Here is a 22,534-nt window from a genome sequence, read left to right on the forward strand (position 1 = left end):
GTTCGTTGGCTGTGCCGGGTTCTTCGGCCGCGCCGGGTTCTTCAGCCACGCCGGTTTCCTCGGCCGTGCCGGGTTGCTCGGCTGTGCCGGGTTCGTTGGCTGTGCCGGGTTCTTCGGCCGGGCCGGGTTCTTCAGCCACGCCGGTTTCCTCGGCCGTGCCGGGTTGCTCGGCTGCGCCGGGTTCGCCGGCTGGGCTGCGTTGCTCGGGCGCGCCGGTTTCTTCGGCTGCGCCGGGTTCGTCGGCCACGCCGGGTTCGTCGGCCACGCCGGGTTTGTCGGCCGCGCCGGGTCTATTGGCCGTGCCTGGTTGTCCGGCCGCGCCGGGTTCCTGAGACGTGTCTGGTCCCTCGGCCCGGGGCGGGGACGGGTGCGCGGGTCGTTCACGCGCGCGTCCAGGTCGCCCGCGCTGATCCGCCGCGCCACCAGCGCCGTGGCGTGCAACCGCCGGGTCACCCGCGTCACCGCGAACGCTCCGACCAGCAGCGTCGCCCCGATCGCCAGCCCCGACGACCACAGGATCGCCCGGTCCAGCCCGTCGATGGTGCGCGCCTGCTGGGAGTAGTCGACCGCCACCGCCAGGGCCCGGCCGCCGTCCACGGGTCCAGCCGCCCACATCACGGGGCGCCCCTCCAGGTCCGCGACCATCGTGCCCCGGTCGCCGTCGACCGCCAGCTCCCGCAGGGACCCCGGCAGCCCCGGCGGATCCACCCCGGCGCCCCGCCGCAGCGCGTCCCCGGCCTCGTACCGCTCGGTCGCCTGCGTCAGCCGCTGCAGCGCCTGCTGACGGGCCTGGCCGACGGTCTGGTTCGTCACCTGCACGTGCACCAGGACGCCGAGCAGGGCGGCGAGCGCACAGCACATCACCGTGATGAACACGGCGGCCTTCACGGCGAGCGTCCCGGACCACCGGGGCAGCACGGCTCTCATCCGCCGCTCGCGGAGGGCGAGACCGACGGGGAGGGCGAGGAGGAGGACGGGGCAGTGGACGGGGCGGAGGGCGAGGCGGACGGGTGCCGTGAGTGCCCCCGCGGGCCGGCGCGCAGCATCTCGTCGTGGGTGAGGAGCATGGCCCGCTGGTCCCGGTCCCAGGTCCACTGCAGGCGGTACTCGTAACCCGCCACCTCCGACGGCGACCGGATGACCAGGGAACGCCCCGCCAGCTCGACGCCGCTGAGCGCGTCCTCCCACGCCATCACCTGCATGAGCCGGTCCTTGTCGACGGTGTAGACCCGCACGGCCGTGGTCCGGCCGGGCAGCAGCCGGAATCCCAGCGTCAGATCGTCGCGCCCGTCACCGGTCAGGTCCCGGTAGTACGGCCTGAGCACGGGGCACTCCCCGTGCCCCGGGCCCTTGGCGCAGTCGGCCATCCGGCGGTCGGTGTCGCGGTGGGGCGCCTTGTCGCCGGCGTAGTCGCCGGGGTTCGCGTCGATCTCGGCCCGGACGATCCCGACCGGGTCCACCCGGCGGATGTCGCCGTCGGCGGGGACCTCGACGCCCTGGACCGGCTCCGTGTTCACCTCGCCGATCTCGAAGGCAGGACTGGACGCCGGGGTCAGTTCCGGCCAGAGCCGCGCGGGGCCGACCGCCGTCGGGGTGGACCCCGCGCCCTCCAGCTCCCCGGCGTCCCCACAGCCCGCGGCGGCCGCCAGCACCAGCACGCCGACGACGGCCCGGCGCACGACCCGGCCGACCCGGCCGAGCCGGCGCTCAGGCGGGCCGGGGCGGCTTCGGGGACGGCTGCGGGGCACTGCACTCCTACGGTTCACGGTTCCTCACGTGGCGCGGACACGACCGTCGGCCGCGTACACCTTATTCGTAGGGAAGTCCCATTTGCGCGCGAGGGGGGCGTGTGCCGTGCTACTCGGTCAGCTCCTCCGGCGGCCGGGCCGTGGCCAGCCCGGCCCGCAGGTACTCGACGAACAGGTCGTTGTGCAGCGCCCAGGGCGAGCGGCGCTCCCGGACCAGCCGGATCGCCGCATCGGCTGAGCTGCCCCGGCGCATCAGCGCGTGCGCGACGACCAGCCCCGAGCGGTTGTAGCCGTGGGACCAGCGGACCGGGACCGAACGGCCCTCACCCAGCGCCTCGCACGTGGCCTCGGCGAGCCGGATCACCCCCGACGGCTGCGTGCCGTCCAGCGGCCCGTCGGGGATCGGCCACACCTGGTGCGGCCCCGCCCGGATCCGGCCCGTGCCCCGGCAACCGCAGCAGCGTCTGCACCAGGTCGAACTCGTCCCGTACGACGTCGAACTCCGGATGGCCCGTCGACCCCGTGTACGCGTGACCCCCCGTCCACAGCCCGGGGACGACCTCGTTCCACGGGCTCCGCGGGGCCGGCACATCGGCCCCGCCGCAGGTACGCAGCGATGCCTCCCCACCCTCACCGCACGAGGGCCCGCGCGGCGTCGACCAGGCACGGCGTCCTCCCGGCGGCCGATCCGCCGGCAGGCCCAACTCCTCCCCGCGCCATCCGGCTTCTTGCACCGGCAGCACCCCGCCTGTTCCCATGGTCGGGGGTGATGCCGCATGAACGGACTGCGCGTCGTACCGACCTGGCGGCACGGCCGTGAGCGGCTGTACGTCTGCCTCCCGGACGGCCGGAACATCGCCTGGTACGACCGTGAGGCGGCCCGGGTCAATCTGCTCGGCGCGGACCGCGAGGACGACGTCATGAGGGCCCTCGGCCCCTTCATCACCGGCCCGGTGACGGTCGGACCGCCGCCCGTGCCCACCCCGGCGGAACTGGCCCGCCTCGCCCTCCACCCTGACGACGACCTGGCCCCCAACCGCCCGGGCGAGGCCCTGCTCGTCGCCCTCGACCGCGACCCCGGCCCGGCCCGCAGGCTGCGGCCCGACCCGCGTCGCAGGGCCCTGGAAGCCGAGCAGGCGGTCGGCGAGGCCCTGGACCGGCTGGACGGCTCGGGCTGGCACGCCCTGCACTCGGTGCCACTGCCCGGCGGCGACCGCGTCCACCATCTGCTGATCGGCCCCGGCGGCCTGTTCGCCCTGTACACGCTCCACGCCCGCAGGCACCGCGTGACCATCGCCGACCCCCTGGTCACCGTGGGCCGCCGTGACCCCCACCCCCTCCTGCGCACCGTCCGCGCCGCCGCCGACCGTGCCTCCTACGCCCTGACGGCCGAGGTCCGCCCCGTCCTCGTCCTGGTGGACCCGGCGGCGGTGACCGTCCCCACGGCCCCTCGCGAGGTCCGCGTCCTGACCGACGCGCAACTGGACACCCTGTCCCGGCAGGGGGGCGTCCTGAAACCGGCGGACGTGGAGGCCCTGCACGCGATGGCCCGCGACCGGAACACGTGGGAAAGGGTCTGAAGAATCCCGGGCCGGGAGCCCATCGTCTGACGCGCCTCCCAGCCGGCGCACTACCGACTGCGGGCGCCCCCTCCGAGCCGGCGCGCACCTCACCTCAGGTCGGGCTACGGGCGCCCCGAGCCGACACGCACCCCACTCCACCCCGGGACCGGCTCCGGGCGCCCCGAGCCAGGACGCCTCACCCGCACCCGGACTACGGCAACTCCCCGGCCCGCCCCCCGTCGAGCAGCGGCGCCAGCAGATCCCCGAAGTCCCGCACCCTCGGCGCGATGTCCCGGGCGTGGAAGTCCAGTCGGCCGGGCGCCCGGCACTCCTCGATCTCCTCCCAGGTCACCGGCGCCGAGACGGTCGGTTCCGCCCGGGCCCGCATGGTGTACGGAGTCGCCGTGGTCTTGCGGGCGGCGTTCTGGCTCCAGTCGACGAAGACCTTCCCCGGACGCAGGCTCCTGGTCATCCGGTGCAGCGCCAGCCGCGGCATGGCCTTCTCGGCCTCCACGGCCAGCGCCTTGGCGTACTCGGACACCCGCTCGGAGGAGGCCCCGCGCACGGCGGCGAGCAGATGCAGCCCCTTGGAGCCGGAGGTCTTGCCGTAGGCCTGGATGCCGTCCCGCGCCAGCCGCTCACGCAGCCACAGCGCGACCTCGCAGCACTGCACGATGGTCGCCGGCGCCCCCGGATCGAGGTCGAAGACGATCCGGTCGGCCTCGTCCGGCGTGCCGACCAGCCACTGGTGGGTGTGGAACTCGGCGACGAGGTTGGCCGCCCACATCAGGCTCGGCAGATCCTGCACCAGCACCATCCGCGAGGGCCCCTCCACCCGCGGCACCTCGGCGGTCATGACCCACTCGGGCGTACCCGGCGGCACGTTCTTCGTGAAGAACACCTGCCCGTCCGGCCCGTCCGGATACCGCAGGAAGGACACCGCCCGGTCCCGCAGATGCGGCAGCAGGACCTCGGCGACGGTCGCGTAGTAGTGCAGCACCTCGCCCTTGGTGAAGCCACTGGCGGGATACAGCACCTTGTCCAGATTGCTGAGCGCGAGCCGTCGCCCCTCCACCACTGTGATAGGCGCCATACGATAAGAATCCCATGCAAACCATGACAAAAACTCCTGAGCGTGACCGGAAGGGTGCTGCACGTGAGATCCATCTGGAACGGCGCCATCTCGTTCGGCCTGGTCAGCATTCCGATCAAGCTGGTGAACGCCACCGAGAGCCACTCGATCTCCTTCCGCCAGATCCACACCGAGGACGGCGGCCGCATCCGCTACCGCAAGTTCTGCGAACTGGAGGACCGCGAGGTCACCCAGGGGGAGATCGGCAAGGGGTACGAGGACGCGGACGGCTCGATCATCCCGATCACCGAGGAGGACCTGTCTAGCCTGCCCCTCCCCACCGCCAAGACGATCGAGATCGTCGCCTTCGTGCCGGCCGACCGGATCGACCCCCTCCAGATGGACGCCGCGTACTACCTCCAGGCCAGCGGCGCCCCGGCGGCGAAGCCGTACACCCTGCTGCGGGAGGCGCTCAAGCGCAGCAACAAGGTGGCGATCGCCAAGTTCGCCCTGCGCGGCCGGGAGCGGCTGGGCATGCTCCGGGTGGTCGGCGACGCGATCGCGATGCACGGCCTGCTCTGGCCCGACGAGGTCCGCGCCCCCGAGGGCGTCGCCCCCGACACCGACGTCACGGTCCGCGACAAGGAGCTGGACCTCGCCGACGCGCTGATGGACACCCTGGGCGAGGTCGACCTGGAGGACCTGCACGACGAGTACCGCGAGGCCGTGGAGGAGGTCATCGCCGCGAAGGTCGCCGGTGAGGCCCCGCCGCAGGCGCCCGAACCCGCGGCCGGCGGCAAGGTCCTGGACCTGATGGCGGCCCTGGAGAACAGCGTCCGCGCGGCCCGCGAGTCCCGCGGCGAGGAGGCCGGGGACCACGCCGAGGTCAAGTCGCTGCCGCGCGAGACGTCCCGCGCGGCCCCCAAGCCGGCGGGCGGGAAGAAGTCGACGTCGACGGCGAAGAAGACGGCCGCCAAGAAGACGGCGGCCTCGTCGAAGAAGTCGACGGCCAAGTCGGCCCAGGGCGCGAAGAAGACGGCGGCGAAGAGCACGACGAAGAAGACACCGGCGAAGAAGACGACGTCCCGCAAGCGCTCGGCCTGACAGACGCAGGACGGGTACTCGCCCCCCGGGGGGAGACGGGAGAGCACCATGCCACGACCCACGGACCACGCCACCGACGGCAACACGGCCGACGACTCGATCGACGTCCACTTCATCGGCAACGCGACGGTGCTGCTGTCCTACGGCCCGCTCACCCTGCTCACCGACCCGAACTTCCTGCACCGGGGGCAGTACGCCCACCTCGGGTACGGCCTGCTGAGCCGCCGCCTCACGGAACCGGCCCTCGACGTGCACGAACTGCCCCATCTCGACGGGATCGTGCTGTCGCACCTGCACGGCGACCACTGGGACCGCCGCGCCCGCCGCCACCTGGACCACACGGTGCCGATCCTGACCACCCCGCACGCGGCCCGCCGCCTCAGGGTGGTGCACGGCTTCCACCGCACGGCGGGCCTGCGCACCTGGACGTCGCTCACCCTCACCCGCGGCGGAACCCAGGTCACTGTCACCGCCCTGCCCGGCCGCCACGCCGGTCACGCGGCACTGCGCAGGCTGCTGCCGCCGGTCATGGGCAGCATGCTGGAGTTCGGCCCCACCGGCGGCCCGCCCCGCCTGCGCCTCTACCTCTCCGGCGACACACTCCTCTACGACGGCCTCGACGAGATCACCCGCCGCTTCCCCGCCGCCGACCTGGCCGTCCTCCACCTGGGCGGCACCACACTCCCCGGCGGCTTCGTCGTCACCATGGACGGCGCCCAGGGCGCGGAACTGGCCCGCCGCCTGCGCCCCCGCCTGGTCCTGCCGGTCCATTACGGCGACTACACGGTCATGCGCTCACCGCTGTCCGCGTTCCTCGCCGAGGCCGACCGGCTCGGCCTCGCCGACCGCGTCGTCCACTGTGCTCATGGACGACGCGCGCGGATCACCAGCATGCCCGGGGCGGTACCGACGGTGTCCTGAAGGGACAGCCGTGGGACAGCCCTCAGACCACGCGCCCGCCCTCCTGCCCGCCCCCGGACTCCTCGCCCTCGTCATCCGGCTCGTCCGGCAGATGGACGTCGGCGACCGCGATGTTGACCTCCACGACCTCCAGCCCGGTCATCCGCTCCACGGCGTTGATGACGTTGCTCCGGATGTCGGCGGCGGTGTCGGCGATGGCGGCGCCGTACTCGACGACCACATTCAGATCGACGGCGGCCTGGCGCTCGCCGACTTCCACCTTCACACCCTGCGTGACGCCGCCGCCGGCCGCGCCACCGGGCACACGCTGACGCACGGCCCCGATGGCCCGGGTCATCCCACCGCCGAGGTGATGCACCTCCGGCACCTCCCGGGCGGCCATCCCGGCGATCTTCGCGACGACCGGATCGGCGATGGTCGTACTGCCCCGGGTCTCAGGAGCACCCTTCTGCCCCTGCGATGCCGTGGCCCCGTCCTGCTGCCTGCGCTGAGTGGTCTCCGTCATGACCGTCACCTCGATGGTGGGTGAGGGGGTGAGCAGCGTCGTTACTCTCTACGGTAGAACAACGGGGCGAATGGGGCGAAAGTGCACATGCCCACCGGATGAGGCTCTCCAAACGCCCCGACCAGAAGCGACCCGGGGGAGCGACCCCGAGGGGTCTCCGCACCGATCGATCTGGCTGGGCAGCGTATGGCGGGGCAGAGCACGCAGCGACGCGAGGGCACCGGGCTCCCCGGACCGGAGACATGAAGACGGCAGGCCGACGCAGGAGTTCCGCCGGAACCGACGACAACTGAGCCACCGGGTCCGCGAGATCATGGCGGTCGACGCGGCGGAGCGGTGATCAACCTGCCGTAGTAACGGGTGAAGCGGCAGGGTTCCCTGCCGCGCCCCACGGCGGGCGAACTCGACACCGTTCGGGCGCGGCAACCAGCGCAACACGGCAGGAGAGTCTTCCCACCGCCCGCGAAACGCCTCGACGGCGCACCCGCACACACGCCAAGACCCCGCACTCAGCGCTTCGGCTGACGACGGGGTCTTTGGGCACCTCATACAGGGTGCCCCCGGCAGGATTCGAACCTGCGCACACGGCTCCGGAGGCCGCTTGATGTTTTCGCATCTGTGCAGCTCACACGAGGCGCGGGGCCCGGTCTTCGGGAGGCCAGTCCACACCCAGTCCACGGTTTGGCTGTCGCTAGGACTGAAGATCCTCTAGCGTGCCGAGGGGGCGCAGGCCCGTCCATCGGAGCGACTATGCGTAGGAATCTGAGTGCCTGAGAAGCTGGCCAACATCTTTGACCTAGTACATCCCATTTTGTCAGGAGCGTCCTCGGCGTCCCCATGGACGATGACGGACACGGGTCCGTCCTATGAGGCCGACACTGCCCTTCTCGAAAAGTTGCTTGCCATTCCCGTCGAGGAGGACGCGGACTCGCAAAGTGGTCGCCTTGCGAAGGCGCTCGACGCCTGGTTAGCTCACGAGCTCCGGAGGGCTGGATTCGACGCTGACGAGGTATGGCCACGGCGGGACGCCCCCAGGGTCTTGCCTCGTGAGGTGGGAATCTTCATCAGTAAGCTGCCGCAGAAATTGCGCACACAGGTGCAGACATACTTGGTGAAAGACAAAGCTACAGCACCGTCGAACGCCAGCATTTTGGGGAAAGCCTATGTGAAGCAGGTGGATGTCGTAGTTGCCCAATGGGCGCGCGGTCCAGAGATCCTCATCTCAACGAAGACTATGGCATCATCATTCGCAAAAAACCTCCCTAATCGCTTCGAGGAGGCTTACGGAGATGCAAAAAACCTTCGGGGGCGGCACCCACTAGCAGCGATAGGATTTGTTTTCCTCCTTCACTCCTCTGTTCAAGCCAACGAACCTGCATCCTATGAGCGCGCGCTAGATATGCTGCGCAAGCTGCGAGCTGAATATGATGTCTACGACTCCACGGCTGTCTTGATGGCAGATTGGACTCCGGGAGACGCATCGAGTGTGCATGTTCGTCATGACTTGGTGCCGGAAGACCTGAGCATCAACCAATTCTTTAGAGTGTCTATCGATGCGGTGTTGGCGCGGACGCCGATTGACATGCATGTTCAGGTGAGGGAGCGAAGGGAAATCCGCGAGTTGCCTGTGCAGGACGAGGACGTAGCAGCGCATCACTCGGAGGAAACTACTTCGGAAGGCTCGTAAGAATCCCGTAGGCGCGTAGTGCAGCACTTGTTGCCGCCTCAACGTCTCGACTACGGAAGGCTGCGATCAGGTCCCGCCGATTCCTTTCACTCAACGAATCTGGTTGTGGCACCCGAATCCTGCGCAGGTATTGAGCTTGGAACCTTAGCGTTCCACCTCGCATGCGTACGGCATAAGATTCCACAAAAAGTTGAGCGACACGGGAAAGTAGCAAGCCCCCTAGTACTTCCAAATCCCAACTCTCCGAAGTTACGTAATAGAGATTGTGGTGGGGGTAGTGACCCCCCTGCTCCAGCGTGGGATGGATAGTGAGTCGCATGTCGGGGAGAAGCAGTTTGGGCTTTCCTACTAGGCTTGCATCAACCTTGTCGATTGTGCGATACCACTGATCTGGGCGCTTCTTTGCGACGTGCCGGCGGCTCAACAGGCCACGATTCTTCTGTAGATAACTGTTGAGCCGAGGGTAACTATCCAGCGAGACCAAATCGCCATCAGCGGTCCACGGGTTCACTAGGTACGAGCCGGTCCAGTCAAATACGCCAGACCGTGCATCCTTAACCATAGAGAGTGGGAGAAGGCGGTCTGATTCCACGAGATTCGCATCGGTGGTCAGGAAAACAGAATCTGCACCCGTTGCGACGCCGATGCCGACTTTGGTATCAGTTTCCTCAAGTACGGGGAATGCGTCGTTGAGATGTTCCAGGAGCGCAAGTCGGGCTGGGCTTCCTGTCGGCCAGGATTCGTCGCCCGAGAACCAATGGGGAAGGCGGGCGGCTGTAAAACCTACTTCAGTCACTTCTGTTGGCTCCCTCTTCTGGAGCCATGAGAGCAACCTTCTTGCTTGTTTCGGCCCGAGTTCTTTTGAGGTGTCTGCCACCATCGTGTCGCTTTGAGGGCTGTTGCGAATAATCGTGACTGCAGGATAAGCCGCTACCCGGTCCTCAAAAGCGTCAACGTCATGCATGACGATGACGGAATCGACGCTGAATCTGCTTGCGATAAGCTTCCTGAGTTCGCGGCCATATTGATTTCTCATCCATCGGTCAGCGCAGATGAATCCGAGGGCTCCACCTTCTTTGAGGGATTCGAGACCGCGCTCGAAAAATCCGACATAGATGTCCGAGCGGCCCGTCATAGTCAGATTTCGAGCTCGATAGCTCTGCATCCTGTCTGCGGGCACATCTTCTAGACGGATGTATGGTGGATTGCCAATCACGATGTCGGCTGGTGTGATGTCTGAAAGTAGGTAATCGCCTTGAGTGATCCATTTTTCTGCAAGGATCTCGGCGCCGCCCTGTTCCCAGCCGTCTGCTGTAAGGATGGAGCAGATCTTTTCGCGGCTCGAAGACACGTTTCGGGCCAGGATGTCAAAGGCTCTGATTCCGTCACTGGGGAGTTCTCTCCCGAACTTCCTGCATGACTCACTGAGACGCTCAGTAATGCCCACTAGGAAGGCTCCCCCGCCACAGGCCGGGTCCGTGATTACGACCTCAGAAAGATCTCTGTCTGGCGTGTAGCCGACAAGGTCAAGAATGAGATCAACTACCCAGCGCTGCGTGTACACCTCGCCGTGGTTGATGGACTCGGCTGGGATTGCGCTGGGGTTTGGAAGTTGCCTCATCTTGCTCGTCACGTCAGGGAGCCTAGCTTGTAGGGAGCGTCCCGACGGGCGCGCAGGCTGGCATCTCGGGTTGCTCTCGCTAGGGTTCGCGGCCGGCACGCAACGGCGAATGCCCGGGTGCGATCCCACTCGGTGGGGCTCTTGTCGACGCACTCTTGCGGTCTGCGCTGAGGCTCTGCAATGAGACGCAGAGTGTGTTCGGCGAGAGCCGCCGCGCTGCCGACCCACGGTCCATGACCAGATCGCACACATATCACCCGACCGAACGCGTTGACCGCACGCGGTGAGTTAGCCCAGCCAGTGCGGCTGGGTTTCTCGACCTGCTTCCGCGGCCTGGCGACGCCGGTGACCCTTGCTGTCCGCTGGAGCAGGTTCTGCAGCACAGTAGCGGGCAGCTCTCCTCATGACATGCGATGCCGGCGGCCTGACACGGCATGGGTTCCTCCTCTTCCTCACCACGGCAGCGCAAGCTAGCACCTAGCACTGACATTCGATCAGCCAGCCAGAGTGCCATGCCACAGGCTCGCTCACGGTGCTTCTTGTGTCGGCTATGCCGTGCAGCCCATGCGATGTGGTGAGCATCACATGCTCAAGATGAAGCTCTTGTCCGGTCACGCTCAAGCGTTGTGTGGCTGCCTAACGGCCGTTCTGGTGCCCGGAGGTTAAAAATGACCCCGGAAGCTCGAGAGTTTCCCGAGCGAATCCTCGAGAACCTCTGCCCGTCGCGTGCGACGGAAGTGCGATGGTCAAGTCAGCATGTGAAGTGCCCAGTTGACGCGCTAGGCTCTACGCGCTGGTTCCCCTTCCTCATGAACCTCCGGTTGGCGACAGATCGACCGGAGCACTCGCTGAGGGTGCACTGGGAAGAAGGGAAAGAGCGAATGCGAGACCGACGGTATAGAAGGTCAGGGAAACGCTGGCCTGGGCCGGATCGCTGGCAAGTCACGTTGTCCGCGATAAGCCTTGTCGTAGCCGTCGTTGCTCTCGCGGAGCAAGTGAAGCGGTGAGCCCGGCCGCCCTCTAAACGGCCGGGCACACTCGCTGCTCCGCGGGCCCTGGTCCGGCCTGGTGGCACCCAGGCCGGACCGTGTCCCGGAGCTGTCCTTGGCGGGACCGACGTTGAGCTGCAAGGTGAGCTACATCTCGTGTCACAACCTAAGCTACATGGATTCAGCGCAGCGGCGTCTCCGATGGAACCCGTCGATGACCGGACGCTTCTACTCGACCAAAGACTCTTGGGTGAGGGGACGCTCGTACTAGGGGAGCGTACCGAGCCAGGTCGGATCGGCGCTGGCCAGGAGCGAAGGGTTCGTGGGCGGCAAGTGTCATAGTTGGCCGCCATTGCTGCTGTCGAGCGACCACGGGTGACCCAAGGACGGCCCAGCCTCGGCGCACTCGACTGGGCACCTTCGACGGCCCCGCCTGAACCTCAACCGACGACAGTCAGCCACAGCGGCGGGCGCACCTACCTACTACGCACGCGTATGCCTCGCTGCACCCCCACCGGTCCGAACCACGCTGCTAGTGGGCCGACCCGGGCAAGCCGCAGCGTGGCCGGCCGGTGACGCAGCTTCCTCTATGTCTCTCTGGCAGAGGCGTGGCGTCCCTCTTTGTAACCAGAGTTGCAGTAAGGGTGCGTCAATTGACCGTTTTCGGGAGTGCCGTCACCACCGTCTTCCTTTCTGACTTTGTGGTCTACGGTGATAAACCTCAAGTACAACCGCGCTCGACAAATGCCACACTTGGGTGCCGACTGAATCGCCTCTTTAAGGACGATGGAGTTCTTAGTCTCGGCGGAGAAATTGCGGCCGTGGGCGCGGTCCTCGCTGCTGATCTCTTTAATGGATGACCGAAGTGCCGACTGACCTTTCAGGCGTTTGATGATTTCAGAATCAGAACACTCTTCGAGTAGGGCACCGAAAATGGTCTGGTACATGAGGAGCGTCGGAGGGACGGACCGCTGCAGGCTTCCGTAGGAGCGAACGATCTGATTGAGGAAGTACTTGTAGCGCACCAAGAATTCTTCGAATTCCGCACGCTTGTCGGTGAACGATGCAATCTTGCGTTTGTCTGCAAGATCTTTCACAAAGGCTACCGCTGCGAGGAATGCGGCAGGCTGGAAGCGCCCAGTTGCGCTATAGAAGTACACTGCTGGATGAAGGCCAAGAGAAGCAGGCTCATTTCCTGCAATTTTTCCAGCCGCCCTTTTTACGGCCTTCATGAATTGGAGGGTTGTGCTTCCATCTTCATCATCGGAAAGGGCTGGCAGGGCGTCACCATCGACCCTTTTTCGCCTCCTCCGACCGGTATCCTCTCTCCACATGTCGGGCTGCAGGTTGTTCACAAAGTTGACCAACTCAAAGACCATCCTGACACTGTCGGCCGAGTACCCTCGACCAGCGACAGGGAGGTCGGCCGTCCTAACGGCAGAGTCCAGACTCGGCCGAAAGATTAGGTCGTAGACATCCTTGGCGATGGATTCAATCTCTTCCTGAGTTGGTTCACTGAATGTCGACCAGTATTTGTGTCCTGTGCCCGCTCTGATGAAGGCCCGCGCCGCGAGTGCGTTGGGCTTACGCCGCGCCTTGATCATTTCAAGCTCGGTCGGATCAATGGGTGTGGCTTGCTGATTAATCCTAAAGAAGGAGCTTTCGGCCTTTTCCGCGCCGCCGCTAACCCATTGTAGATTGATGGCGAATGCGCTGAGGTTGCGGGCGAGTCGCACCCTGTCTTTAGGTGCCGTATCGGAGTTCCGTAGGGCAAGGTTCAGATCTCGATATGAACCTACGGATTCTTGGATAAGCTTACGCGTGGCCTGTGCCGCCTTATTCTGCTCAGCAGGGATGTTGTTGTCGAAGAACCTGATCGACGCGTGCTGGTCTCCGTAGTCGTCGTGTACCCATGCGATTAGTGCGCTCAGGCGGTGTGCGCCGTCAATGACGAAGATGTTGCCGCTGATCGGTGAACGCCACAGAATGACCGAGGGAATGAGGTCACCTTCGAGAAAGCTGCGTACCAACTCGGCGACCTTCTCAGGATTCCAGTTGGCTGTTTCTCGCTGGAAGTCTGGTTTCCGCAAGACGTTGTAGATCAGGCTATCCGGCCCCAGGTCGGTAATTTTCATCGTCGTGCTTAGAATGGATGGCTGTGTTGCCGGTTCGGAGGATAGCGCTTCGAAGTCATCTCGCGGGATAAGTGCATCCATGTTCACCATGTGTGTGGGCACTCGTTACTCCTATCCGCAGCCGGTCCTGCTAAGAAGGCGCCCGGAGGCTCCGTCGTCGCGTCTGAGAGCCTGTCAGCTTAGTCTCCAGGCGCATGGGTGTGCAGGGATCGACGCACTTTGGACAGTGGCAACGCCAGGCCAGGACGGTGCCGTAAACCTCTTCCTCGGCCGCTGTGTATCCCGGCCTCTGACGTCACGCGGCTGGTTGTTATGCGCGCGGCACGGGCGCCGGCCGGGCTGGAGCGGGGCGGAGACAGGAGCGCAGGCCCGGTCGGGGGCCGGGCCGCGCGCGGTGAGCGGAGCGAGCCGCCTTGAACCAGTAGAGAAAGTTGTAACTCAGTCTGTGGTGCGGGCCTCGAAGTCGTATGCACAGGTTGGGAGTTCGACGCCTTGGCGGTGGGCTAACGGCAGGAAGACCACTGGCCGGATCGTCCATGTGATGCGGGTGCTGGCGTGGGTCACAGAGACCGTGCAGGGCTCCATGCGTAAGAGGGCTCGTCGCGTGTCGATGCGGCCGTCGTAGAGCCAGGCCCAGGCCTCGTCGGAGGCGTCCGGGTCGAGTGCTGGTGAGGTCGTGCGCAGGGCGACCGCTACCCATCTGTCTGCCTGTGGTGCCGAGTAGGCGTCGAAGGATGCCCGAAGTGCCATCAACCCCGCCTCGTCGTTGACGTCTTGCGTCCAGCACTCGCACCAGAAGCCCCGCTGGGGCTTGTCCATCAGCACGGGTGTCCTCCCGGCTGGGCGTCCGTGAAGAGTTCGGCGGTGACGGTGTAGCCGCTCTGGCTGCCGTGGACGACGACCCGGTGAGCGATGACGCTGACCATGCCCAAGCCGCGGCCGTGCACCGCGTCCTCGCTCGGCTGCTCGGCCTTCGGGGCGGTGCCCGTGCCTCCCTCGTCGGTGACCGACAGGGCGACCACCTTGGGGGAGACCGCGAGGGCCAGGTGGAAGCTGCCTACCCCGCCGCTCGCGGTGTGGAGGATCGCGTTCGCGCTCAGCTCGCTCACGATCAGTTCGGCGTCGTCGGCCAGGGGAGATCCGCGCAGGATGTCCCGTGTCCAGCGGCGGGCCCGGCTGACCTCTTCCGGAAATCCTGGGCAAGTGAGTCCCCAGACCCGGGTGGTGCTCGTATACTCGTGCATACAAGTTCCTTCGTGCTGGTAGGCCGCCATGTGCAGCGGGTTCGGGCTAGACGAGTTTCACGCCGTCGTGGGCGCGGATGGCCGGCGGGGATACCGCGTCGAGTGCGTCCAGGACGCGGATCGCGTATGCCTCGTCGGCGAGTTCGATGACCTCTTCGCGGGTGGCCCAGCGCAGTGCGCGGGTCTCGTCCCCGGTGGTGGGCGTGCCGTCGGCGGCCTCACAGCGGAAGACCATGGAGACGATCAAGCCCTTCATGTTCTTGTAGATCCCGGTCAGGGTCGCGGGAAGCGCGATCTTGATGCCGGTTTCTTCGAGAACTTCGCGCTGGAGGGCCTCGGGGATGGTTTCCTCGCGTTCGAGGATTCCGCCCGGGGGTTCCCAGTGGCCGTTGTCGCGGCGTTTGATCAAGAGGGCGCGGTCCTGGTCGTCGACGATGACTCCGGCGACGCTCACGGAGTGCGGACGGTCGGTGCTCACGTTCCTCTGCCCTCTCGGATGGCTAGGCTCTCCACCGTAGCAACAAAGCTCGCCCACTCGTCTAGATACCTAAAGGAGTACACGTGCCCTCTCTTTCCTCCGGCCTCCTCGGCGATCTCGACCCCACGAGCGATCGTGCGGTCTTCCGGCAGATCGCCGACCAGCTGCGCGAGGCCATCGACCGTGGGCGATTCAGGGAGGGCGAAAAGCTGCCCTCCGAGGCCGAACTCGTCGAGCATTACGGGGTTTCCCGTATGACGGTTCGAAACTCCTTCTCCGTCCTCCAGGGCGAGGGCCTGGTGCACGCCGAGCACGGCAAGGGCGTCTTCGTACGACCACGACCTCCTGTGAGGCGGCTCGCCTCCGACCGGTTCGCCCGGCGCCACCGCGAGCAGGGGAAGTCCGCGTTCATCGTTGAGGCCGACGCCGCCGGCAGTCACCCGCAGGTGGACAGCCTGGAGGTCAAGGAGGAGAAGGCCAGCCAGGACGTCTCCACCCGGCTCGGGTCCGTGCGGCGGGTGCTGGCCCGGCGTCGCCGGTATCTGCTAGACGGGCGGCCGGTGGAGTTCGCCACCTCGTATCTGCCGCTCGACATCGCACGGGGCACACCGATCGCCGAGCCCAACCCCGGGCCCGGCGGCATCTACGCCCGGCTTGAGGAGCTGGGGCACCGTCTCGACCACTTCGAGGAAGAGATTCGTGCCCGGATGCCCTCGCCCGATGAGGTGCGCACGCTGCGGCTGGCCTCCGGTGTGCCGGTCATTCACCTGATCCGCACCGCGTTCGACCAGGAGGGACGGGCTGTGGAGGTCTGCGACACGGTCATGGCGGCCGACGCGTACGTCCTGTCGTACCGGCTCCCGGCGACGTGAGCGCCTGACCGGTGGTGGTGCGCGGGGAGGCTTCTCCGAACTCGTACACCCCAACAGGCTTACTCGTATAGACGAGTGGGCAAGTTGTGTGGCATGGTGGTTGCCGTTCCCGAGAGATCGGGTTCGAACACCGCATCTTGTATAGACGAGTAGATGGGAAGAAGTCTTGCGCACCATCCGTGTAGAGACCTCCGCCGCAACGATCCTGCTGACCGAGGCGCCCGAGCCCAAGGTCCGCGACCGGCAGACCGGCGAGATCGCCAAGGACGCCACCAGCGGAGAGGCACTGATGGCGATCGGCGTCGTCTACCTGGAAGACGGCGAGTCGTCACTGATCAAGGTCACCGTTCCGGAGAGCGGAGTGTCCGAGGGGCTCACGCTCGGGGCTCCGGTCTCGCTGCCGGGTCTGGTCGCCCGGCCGTGGGAGAGCGTCTTCAACGGGCAGCAGCGCCACGGCATCGCCTACCGCGCCGCCGCCGTGACACCGGCCGCCTTCCCGGCCACCACCGGGGCCGCTGCCTGATGACCGACCTGATGACACTCCTGGAGGTGGGTGGCCCTGTCGCCGCACTCGGCGGCGGGGCCGCCTACGCCCGGGCCAACCACCCCGGGGTGTACTGGTCCACGGTCGGCCTGCCGGTATCCACGGCCCGGCTCCTCAGCTCCTACGGCTCGGTCATGGAGGCCTGCGGCCTGACCGTGGCTCCGTCCCGGCTGTGGATGCTGGCGGTCAAGGCCACCACCCGCCGTGAGGTCCGGCCCGTACCGCCGCGTCGGGGCATCATCCGGCCCACCTCGACCGGGCTGCGGCTCCGGCTCCGGCTCGCTCCGGGACAGGAACCGGCTGATGTCGCCGCCTCGGCGGAACGGCTGCGGCACGCCTGGGGCGTACACGCCGTGTACGTGACCACGATCAAGCCCGGTGTGGTTGAGCTGCGGCTGGTCGGCTTCGACGTGCTGCGGCGGGTGCGGATGCCGCGCAAGGTGGACGCCGGGTTCCTTCAGGTGCCGGTGGCCCTGCGGGAGGACGCCATGCCGTTCATACGCGGCTACCGGACCGTGCCCCACCAACTGACCCTCGGGGCCACGCTGTCGGGTAAGTCCATGTACCTGCGGCACCTGATTGCTGGACTCGCCCCTCAGCCGGTCGCCCTGGTCGGCATCGACTGCAAGCGCGGTGTGGAGCTGGCGCCGTTCGCCTCCCGCCTCTCCGCGCTGGCGACCGATCCGGAGCAGGCCGCCGAGTTGCTGCCCGTGCTCGTGAAGGAAATGGAGGACCGATACGACCTGATCAAGGCCCGGCAAGGCATCGCCCCGAACACTCCGGCCGAGGAGATCACCTCCGACGTCTGGGGACTGCCCGAGTCCGAACGCCCCGTTCCCCTGGTGCTGTTCGTGGACGAGGTCGCTGAACTGTTCCTCGTCGCCACCAGGAAGGACGAGGAACGCCGGGACGAGATGGTCACCCAGCTCATTCGCCTCGCCCAGCTCGGCCGCGCGGCCGGCATCTACCTGGAGGTCTGCGGCCAGCGCTTCGGCGCCGAGCTGGGCAAGGGGGCCACCATGCTGCGCGCCCAGTTGACCGGCCGCGTCTGCCACCGCGTCAACGACGAAGCCTCCGCGAAGATGGCGCTCGGCGACATCGCACCCGAAGCGGTCACGGCAGCCTGCGCCATCGCGCCCGAACGCCCCGGCCTGGCCGTCGCGGGTGACACCTCCGGCGGCTGGTCACGCATCCGCACGCCGTACCTGTCCCTCGGTGACGCCGCCGAGACTTGCCGCGAATACGCGCACCAGGTGCCGGACCTGCCCGTACTCAAGCCCTTCCAACCCGAGGTGACGGTACCGCCGGTTGAATCCCCGGCCCCGGTCATCGAACCGCGCCCGGCAACCGGCTGACCTCCTCTACCAACCCGGTCGGCGTGACCGTCTCACGCCAAGTCCCTACCCCTCGCATGCCTGAATCCGGAAGGAGCCGCATCATGCGCGCCCAACTGGCCCGCGTTGACGCGGTGCTCATCCAAGCCGTCATCGCCGCCGCACTGTCCTTCGCCCACCTGCACGACATCGCCTCGGCGGCCGGGCAGGACGGATGGAAAGCATGGGCCTACCCGATCAGCGTTGACCTGCTGCTCGTCGCCGCCTGGCGCCGATTGCGGTCCGGGGAAGCCAAAGCTGCCGGGTGGTGCTGGTTCGTTGTCGCCCTCACCGCCTCCCTCGGAGCCAACGTCGCCACCGCCGGCCTCCTCGACATGAACCACGTCCCGGCCTGGCTGCGCATCCTCGTCGCGGGCTGGCCCGCGGTCGCCTTCCTCGGTGGCACCCTGCTCGCGCACTCGGCACCGACGACGGTCGGCCACGCCACCGAACCCGATACGGACAACGAGGTCCACGACCAGGCGGACGAACCCGAACTCCCTTCCGAGCCGCCCGCACGGCCAACCGCCAAACAAGCCCCGCCCCAGCGACCGGCCGACGAACCGGAACAGCCTGAGCGTCCCGCCCTGCCCGTTCCGGCCGCCCTGGTCACCCACGCCCGCAAGGTCGCTGCCGAGCACCACACCCGCACCGGAACACCCATCGATACCCCGACCCTCCGAGCCCGCCTCGGAGTCCCAGCACCCATGGCCGAAGCCATCGTCACCCACCTCTGAAGGAGACCTCGTGACCGCCAACCGCCGTTTCCGCAACGTCGTCCGCATCGGCCCCGTCCGGGTCGGCACGTACTACGACGGCCGGGGCCAGGAAAAGCACACCGCCGCCTGCCTCGCGCTTCGCTGCGGCTTCTCCACCGACTACGACGGCCGCCCGGCTGCTGAGCTCGCCGCCCGCACCCACCGCTGCCCTGTGCGCTGAAAGGACCCTCGCCCGTGACCGTCAGCCTGCCGCTTGTCGTCGTCCTCGGCTTCTTCGCTTGGGGAGCAGTGAGGTTCCTCGGCGTCCGCGTCTGGATCGTCGTCCTGATCGCCCTGTTCGGCTTCTGGCTCTCCCGCACCTTCCTCGCACCCGCCATCGAGTCCGGCACCCGCTCCGGCGTGACCGTCATAAACGGCTCACACGCCTAGACGAGTAGATAAGGAGACCTGGCCCGTGTTCCTCCCGAAGTACCCCGACAACCCGACCCCGCCGCCCGCGCACACCCACACCCCGACCGAGCCGTCACCCGTCCGGCGTTCGCTCCCGTCGGTCTCCATCGATCAGAAGACCGTCGTGGCCCTGGTCGTCGGCGGGGTCGTCCTCACCGCGCTCTTGGCGGCCGTCGCCGTCACGGCCATCTCCGTTGCCGTGGCCGCCGTCGTCCTGCGCTCCATGCTCCGCGACCACCACCGCCGCTGAACCGCGCTGGCCTCCGGGGCGGCGGCACACGATCAAGCATTTCGCCGCCCCGGGGCCTTTCCTCCCGACCGAGCCAGTCAGAAGGGGAATCGCCATCTTCACCCGCACCACTCCGGCACCTCTCCCGGAACTCGCGAACCTGGCCGCGCAGGGCACGCTGCCGGGTATCCTCCGCCAACTCTCCGGACTCGGCGGCTGCACTCACCCGATCCGCCTCGACGGCCACCGCATCGAGTACGACGTCGACACCACCACCGGCGAGATCGGCAACGTTCTCCACCGCCTCGACTCGTCCAGCCTCCCGGCTGGACAGCTCCTCGTCCGCTGCAACAACCGCCGCACGACCCGCTGCGCGGCCTGCGCCGAGGTCTACCGTCGCGACACCTTCCACCTGATCACCTCCGGCCTGCGCGGCGGTAAGGGCACCCCCGAGCACGTCGCTACGCACCCGCGCGTGTTCGCCACCTTCACCGCGCCGAGCTTCGGTCCGGTCCACAACCGCCCTTCCAGCGGGCGCCCCTGCCGCTGCGGCACCCACCACGACCAGACCGACGACGTACTCGGCACCGCGCTCGACCCGGACACCTACGACTACGAAGCCGCCGTGCTCTGGAACGCCCACGCCGGTCCCCTCTGGCGGCGCTTCTCGACCTACCTGCGCCGGGAGGTGGCCAAGCGCGCCGGCCTCTCCCAGCGGCGCTTTCGCGAGCACGCCCGGGTGAGCTTCGCCAAGGTCGCCGAGTACCAGAAGCGCGGCGCGGTCCACTTCCACGCCGTCATCCGCATCGACGGCCCCAGCGGCGGCGACACCCCGCCCCCGGCATGGGCAACCGCCGAACTGCTCACGGACGCCATCCACGCTGCAACCGCCAAGGTCCGCGTGGACGGACCGACGATCGACGGCCGCACCCACACCTTCACCTTCGGCCGCCAACTCGACGTCCGCACCATCCGCTCGGCCGACTTCAACGACGGCCAGGGGCTCACGGAACGGGCCGTCGCCGCCTACATCGCCAAGTACGCCACCTAAGGCGCTGAAACCGCGACAGGAGCTCTCGACCGGCCGCTCAAGTTCGCCGCCGAACTCGCGCAGCTCGACATCAGCGACCACGCACGCCGCCTGATCCGCACCGCCTGGTTCCTCGGCGCACGCAAGGACCTCGAACACCTCCGCTTGCGCGCCTGGGCCCACATGCTCGGATTCCGCGGCCACTTCTCCACCAAGTCCCGCCGCTACTCCACGACCCTCGGCGCCCTCCGTGACGCCCGCGCCGAATGGCGCCGAGCACAAGCCGCTGCCGACACCCCCGACAGCGGGCCTGAAACAACGTACGTCCTCGCGCACTGGGCCTTCGCCGGTACTGGCCTCTCCGACGCCGAAGCCTGGCTTGCCGCATCTCTCGAACCCGCCCCCGGAACGGAAGGAGAACCGACATGGACCGCCGACGGGACGAACTGATGACTGTCCCGCAGATCCTCGCCGAGTTCGGCGGAGTGTCCCGCCGAACCTTCTACCGCTGGCGCGAGCTGGGGCAGGCTCCGGAAGCGATCAAGCTGCCGAATGGTGAGCTCCGCGTCTGGCGCAGCGACTTCGACGCGTGGCTCCATGGGCTCGCGGAGGCCGCGTGAAGTCGCACGACGTGAGGGTGTGGGGCATCCGCAAGCGGCCGTACAAGACGCCGTCGTACGACGTGCGATGGAAGGTCGGCGATGCCCCGCCATTCTCCGAGACCTTCCGGACGAAGGCGCTCGCCGACAACTTCCGAGCCAAGCTTCTTCGGGCTGCCCAGAAGGGGGAGGCATTCGACACGGAAACCGGTCTGCCGGACTCCATGGCACCCGCCAAGGCGTCTCGCACCTGGTACGACTTCGCACGGACCTACGTCGCCATGAAGTGGCCGCATGCGGCTCCGAACTCGCGCGACAGCTTGAACGAGACGATGACGCTCGTCACGACTCAGCTGCTGGGTGATCGGCCTGGGCGTCCGGCTGACGACGTCTTGCGCCGTGCGTTGCGGGGCTGGGCCTTCGTCGTCCAAGCCTCGGACGAGGAAGCTCCGCCGGTCGACATCGCGAACGCTCTTCGCTGGGTGGCCAAGGCCTCGCTGCCGTTGGCGACGCTCAAGAATCCGGCAGACATCCGCCGCGTCCTCGACTCGCTCAAGCTCAAGCTGTCCGGCGCTCCAGCAGCCGCCGAGACGGTACGGCGCAAGCGCGCGGTCCTCTTCAACGCCCTCGCCTACGCGGTCGAACTGGGGGAGCTCCCGGAGAACCCGGTCACGCTCGTTAAGTGGAAGCCGCCGAAGGTGACCAAGGAAGTGGACCACCGGGTCGTGGTGAACCCTCGGCAGGCACGCGAGCTCCTGGCCGCCGTCTCGTACGTCGGCGGTTACCGCAGGGCCCGTGGGCGGCGCCTGGTCGCGCTCTTCGCCTGCATGTACTTCGGTGGGCTTCGGCCGGCGGAAGCTGTGGCGCTGCGTCGTCCGGACTGCACGCTGCCGGGGACTGGGTGGGGTTCGCTGATCCTGGAGAAGACCCGGCCGACCGTTGGGAAGCGCTGGACCGGGACCGGCGAGGTTCACGACAACCGCGGGCTCAAGAATCGCCCCGCGAGCGAAACCCGCATCGTCCCGATCCCACCTCGCCTCGTCCGCATGCTCCTCGCCCACATCGAGGAGTTCGGCACCGCCAAGGACGGGCGGCTGTTCGCCAACGAACGTGGGGGAGTGGTCGCCTCTACTACGTACTGGCGTGTCTGGGACGAGGCCCGGCACCTGGCGCTCACGCCGGAACAGGTGGCCTCGCCGCTGGCCGCTCGGCCGTACGACCTGAGGCACGCCGCGCTCTCCTCCTGGCTCAATGCAGGCGTCGACCCCACCGAGGTTGCGGAGCGTGCGGGCAACAGCGTCGAAGTGCTGCTGAGCCGGTACGCGAAGTGCCTCGACGGCCGCCAGGACATCGCCAACCGCCGGATCGCCGAGCTCCTCGGTGAGGACGACGGCCAGGAGGACGAGCCCGGCGACGGGACCTGATCCCGACACCCCTCCGACACGCGCACCTGCGGCATGATGGCCCCTGGACTACGGTCCGGGGGCCTCGGCCTTTTCCGGGCCTGACCTGCGGATTCCTGCCCTGCGGCCAGTCCACGCATAGTCCACGGCGCTCGACACACAGCCGCTCCAAGCGGCACACGCCTGCACACACGCGAAGACCCCGTCCCAGCGAAAGCGCTGATGGCGGGGTCTTTGGGCACCTGATCC

22 protein-coding genes, 1 tRNA gene and 2 pseudogenes are annotated in these 22,534 nt (G+C 67.4%); 14 read left to right on the forward strand and 11 right to left on the reverse strand.

What is annotated here, in order from left to right:
• The 3 genes and pseudogenes from ABTZ58_RS29965 to ABTZ58_RS29975 form a co-directional block, all read right to left on the reverse strand.
• Positions 1-927, reverse strand: a 927-nt coding sequence (locus tag ABTZ58_RS29965) for a HAMP domain-containing protein (protein WP_502996147.1), incomplete at its 3' end; no start/stop codon positions are given.
• On the reverse strand, positions 924-1,748 hold the full coding sequence (locus ABTZ58_RS29970; protein ID WP_502996148.1) for a hypothetical protein: 825 nt from the start codon (positions 1,746-1,748) through the stop codon (positions 924-926). The genes ABTZ58_RS29965 and ABTZ58_RS29970, both read right to left, overlap by 4 nt.
• A 109-nt stretch (positions 1,749-1,857) precedes the next feature.
• Positions 1,858-2,338, reverse strand: a pseudogene (locus tag ABTZ58_RS29975) (protein-tyrosine phosphatase family protein).
• 186 nt (positions 2,339-2,524) lie between these two features.
• On the opposite strand from ABTZ58_RS29975, the gene ABTZ58_RS29980 reads away from it, so the two are divergent.
• Positions 2,525-3,328, forward strand: a complete 804-nt coding sequence (locus tag ABTZ58_RS29980) for a nuclease-related domain-containing protein (RefSeq protein WP_351363323.1) — start codon at positions 2,525-2,527, stop codon at positions 3,326-3,328.
• Between the two features lie 193 nt (positions 3,329-3,521).
• On the opposite strand, the gene ligD is transcribed toward ABTZ58_RS29980, so the two are convergent.
• Positions 3,522-4,403, reverse strand: coding sequence for a non-homologous end-joining DNA ligase (ligD, locus tag ABTZ58_RS29985; RefSeq protein ID WP_351363326.1), 882 nt, complete (start codon positions 4,401-4,403; stop codon positions 3,522-3,524).
• A gap of 63 nt (positions 4,404-4,466) precedes the next feature.
• On the opposite strand from ligD, the gene ku reads away from it, so the two are divergent.
• Entirely contained in the window at positions 4,467-5,486 is a 1,020-nt protein-coding gene (ku, locus tag ABTZ58_RS29990) for a non-homologous end joining protein Ku (RefSeq protein WP_502996149.1), read from the forward strand.
• Positions 5,487-5,534: 48 nt separating this feature from the next.
• A complete protein-coding gene (locus tag ABTZ58_RS29995; RefSeq protein ID WP_351363329.1) occupies positions 5,535-6,407 on the forward strand; it encodes an MBL fold metallo-hydrolase in 873 nt (290 codons plus the stop codon).
• 22 nt (positions 6,408-6,429) lie between these two features.
• Here the strand turns inward: ABTZ58_RS29995 and ABTZ58_RS30000 are convergent, their stop codons facing one another.
• The gene (locus ABTZ58_RS30000; protein ID WP_351363332.1) at positions 6,430-6,912 is read right to left on the reverse strand and encodes an Asp23/Gls24 family envelope stress response protein; all 483 of its coding nucleotides are present in this window, start codon (positions 6,910-6,912) and stop codon (positions 6,430-6,432) included.
• Between the two features lie 555 nt (positions 6,913-7,467).
• Positions 7,468-7,550 (reverse strand) — tRNA-OTHER (locus ABTZ58_RS30005).
• A 413-nt stretch (positions 7,551-7,963) separates the two neighbouring features.
• Between ABTZ58_RS30005 and ABTZ58_RS30010 the strand changes: the two genes are divergently transcribed.
• Entirely contained in the window at positions 7,964-8,599 is a 636-nt protein-coding gene (locus ABTZ58_RS30010) for a hypothetical protein (protein ID WP_351363335.1), read from the forward strand.
• On the opposite strand, the gene ABTZ58_RS30015 is transcribed toward ABTZ58_RS30010, so the two are convergent.
• From ABTZ58_RS30015 to ABTZ58_RS30035, 5 genes are all read right to left on the reverse strand, one after another.
• Positions 8,580-10,232: an N-6 DNA methylase family protein gene (locus ABTZ58_RS30015; RefSeq protein WP_351363338.1), complete on the reverse strand. Its 1,653-nt coding sequence runs from the start codon at positions 10,230-10,232 to the stop codon at positions 8,580-8,582. The genes ABTZ58_RS30010 and ABTZ58_RS30015 overlap by 20 nt on opposite strands.
• A gap of 1,564 nt (positions 10,233-11,796) precedes the next feature.
• Complete coding sequence (locus ABTZ58_RS30020; RefSeq protein WP_351363341.1) at positions 11,797-13,446, reverse strand: GmrSD restriction endonuclease domain-containing protein; 1,650 nt, start codon at positions 13,444-13,446, stop codon at positions 11,797-11,799.
• A gap of 336 nt (positions 13,447-13,782) precedes the next feature.
• Complete coding sequence (locus tag ABTZ58_RS30025) at positions 13,783-14,163, reverse strand: hypothetical protein (protein WP_351363426.1); 381 nt, start codon at positions 14,161-14,163, stop codon at positions 13,783-13,785.
• Complete coding sequence (locus ABTZ58_RS30030) at positions 14,163-14,588, reverse strand: ATP-binding protein (RefSeq protein WP_351363344.1); 426 nt, start codon at positions 14,586-14,588, stop codon at positions 14,163-14,165. The genes ABTZ58_RS30025 and ABTZ58_RS30030 overlap by 1 nt, the downstream gene beginning before the upstream one ends.
• Positions 14,589-14,634: 46 nt before the next feature.
• Positions 14,635-15,042 (reverse strand): NUDIX hydrolase, encoded by a 408-nt coding sequence (locus ABTZ58_RS30035; protein WP_062931480.1) that lies wholly within the window; start codon positions 15,040-15,042, stop codon positions 14,635-14,637.
• A gap of 107 nt (positions 15,043-15,149) precedes the next feature.
• Here ABTZ58_RS30035 and ABTZ58_RS30040 point away from each other — a divergent pair, with 107 nt between their 5' ends.
• The 10 genes and pseudogenes from ABTZ58_RS30040 (at position 15,150) to ABTZ58_RS30085 (ending at position 22,306) form a co-directional block, all read left to right on the forward strand.
• Positions 15,150-15,938 (forward strand): GntR family transcriptional regulator, encoded by a 789-nt coding sequence (locus ABTZ58_RS30040; RefSeq protein WP_351363347.1) that lies wholly within the window; start codon positions 15,150-15,152, stop codon positions 15,936-15,938.
• 166 nt (positions 15,939-16,104) lie between these two features.
• Positions 16,105-16,461, forward strand: coding sequence for an SCO3933 family regulatory protein (locus ABTZ58_RS30045; protein ID WP_351363350.1), 357 nt, complete (start codon positions 16,105-16,107; stop codon positions 16,459-16,461).
• Positions 16,461-17,837, forward strand: a complete 1,377-nt coding sequence (locus ABTZ58_RS30050) for an FtsK/SpoIIIE domain-containing protein (RefSeq protein WP_351363353.1) — start codon at positions 16,461-16,463, stop codon at positions 17,835-17,837. The genes ABTZ58_RS30045 and ABTZ58_RS30050 overlap by 1 nt, the downstream gene beginning before the upstream one ends.
• Positions 17,838-17,920: 83 nt before the next feature.
• The gene (locus ABTZ58_RS30055; protein ID WP_351363356.1) at positions 17,921-18,592 is read left to right on the forward strand and encodes a DUF2637 domain-containing protein; all 672 of its coding nucleotides are present in this window, start codon (positions 17,921-17,923) and stop codon (positions 18,590-18,592) included.
• A gap of 10 nt (positions 18,593-18,602) precedes the next feature.
• The gene (locus ABTZ58_RS30060; RefSeq protein ID WP_351363359.1) at positions 18,603-18,794 is read left to right on the forward strand and encodes a mobile element transfer protein; all 192 of its coding nucleotides are present in this window, start codon (positions 18,603-18,605) and stop codon (positions 18,792-18,794) included.
• A 14-nt stretch (positions 18,795-18,808) separates the two neighbouring features.
• The gene (locus ABTZ58_RS30065; protein WP_102910781.1) at positions 18,809-19,003 is read left to right on the forward strand and encodes a hypothetical protein; all 195 of its coding nucleotides are present in this window, start codon (positions 18,809-18,811) and stop codon (positions 19,001-19,003) included.
• A gap of 25 nt (positions 19,004-19,028) precedes the next feature.
• Complete coding sequence (locus tag ABTZ58_RS30070) at positions 19,029-19,274, forward strand: SpdD protein (protein WP_351363362.1); 246 nt, start codon at positions 19,029-19,031, stop codon at positions 19,272-19,274.
• A gap of 157 nt (positions 19,275-19,431) precedes the next feature.
• Positions 19,432-20,733: pseudogene (locus tag ABTZ58_RS30075) on the forward strand (replication initiator).
• Positions 20,709-20,903 carry a helix-turn-helix transcriptional regulator gene (locus ABTZ58_RS30080; protein ID WP_351363365.1) on the forward strand — a complete coding sequence of 65 codons (195 nt, stop codon included), beginning with the start codon at positions 20,709-20,711 and terminating at the stop codon, positions 20,901-20,903. The pseudogene ABTZ58_RS30075 and the gene ABTZ58_RS30080 overlap by 25 nt, the downstream one beginning before the upstream one ends.
• Positions 20,900-22,306 carry a tyrosine-type recombinase/integrase gene (locus tag ABTZ58_RS30085; RefSeq protein ID WP_351363368.1) on the forward strand — a complete coding sequence of 469 codons (1,407 nt, stop codon included), beginning with the start codon at positions 20,900-20,902 and terminating at the stop codon, positions 22,304-22,306. Before ABTZ58_RS30080 ends, ABTZ58_RS30085 begins: the two co-directional genes overlap by 4 nt.
• Positions 22,307-22,534 lie beyond the last annotated feature (228 nt).

It is taken from the genome of Streptomyces sp. NPDC094143 (assembly GCF_040303825.1).
GTDB lineage: Bacteria > Actinomycetota > Actinomycetes > Streptomycetales > Streptomycetaceae > Streptomyces.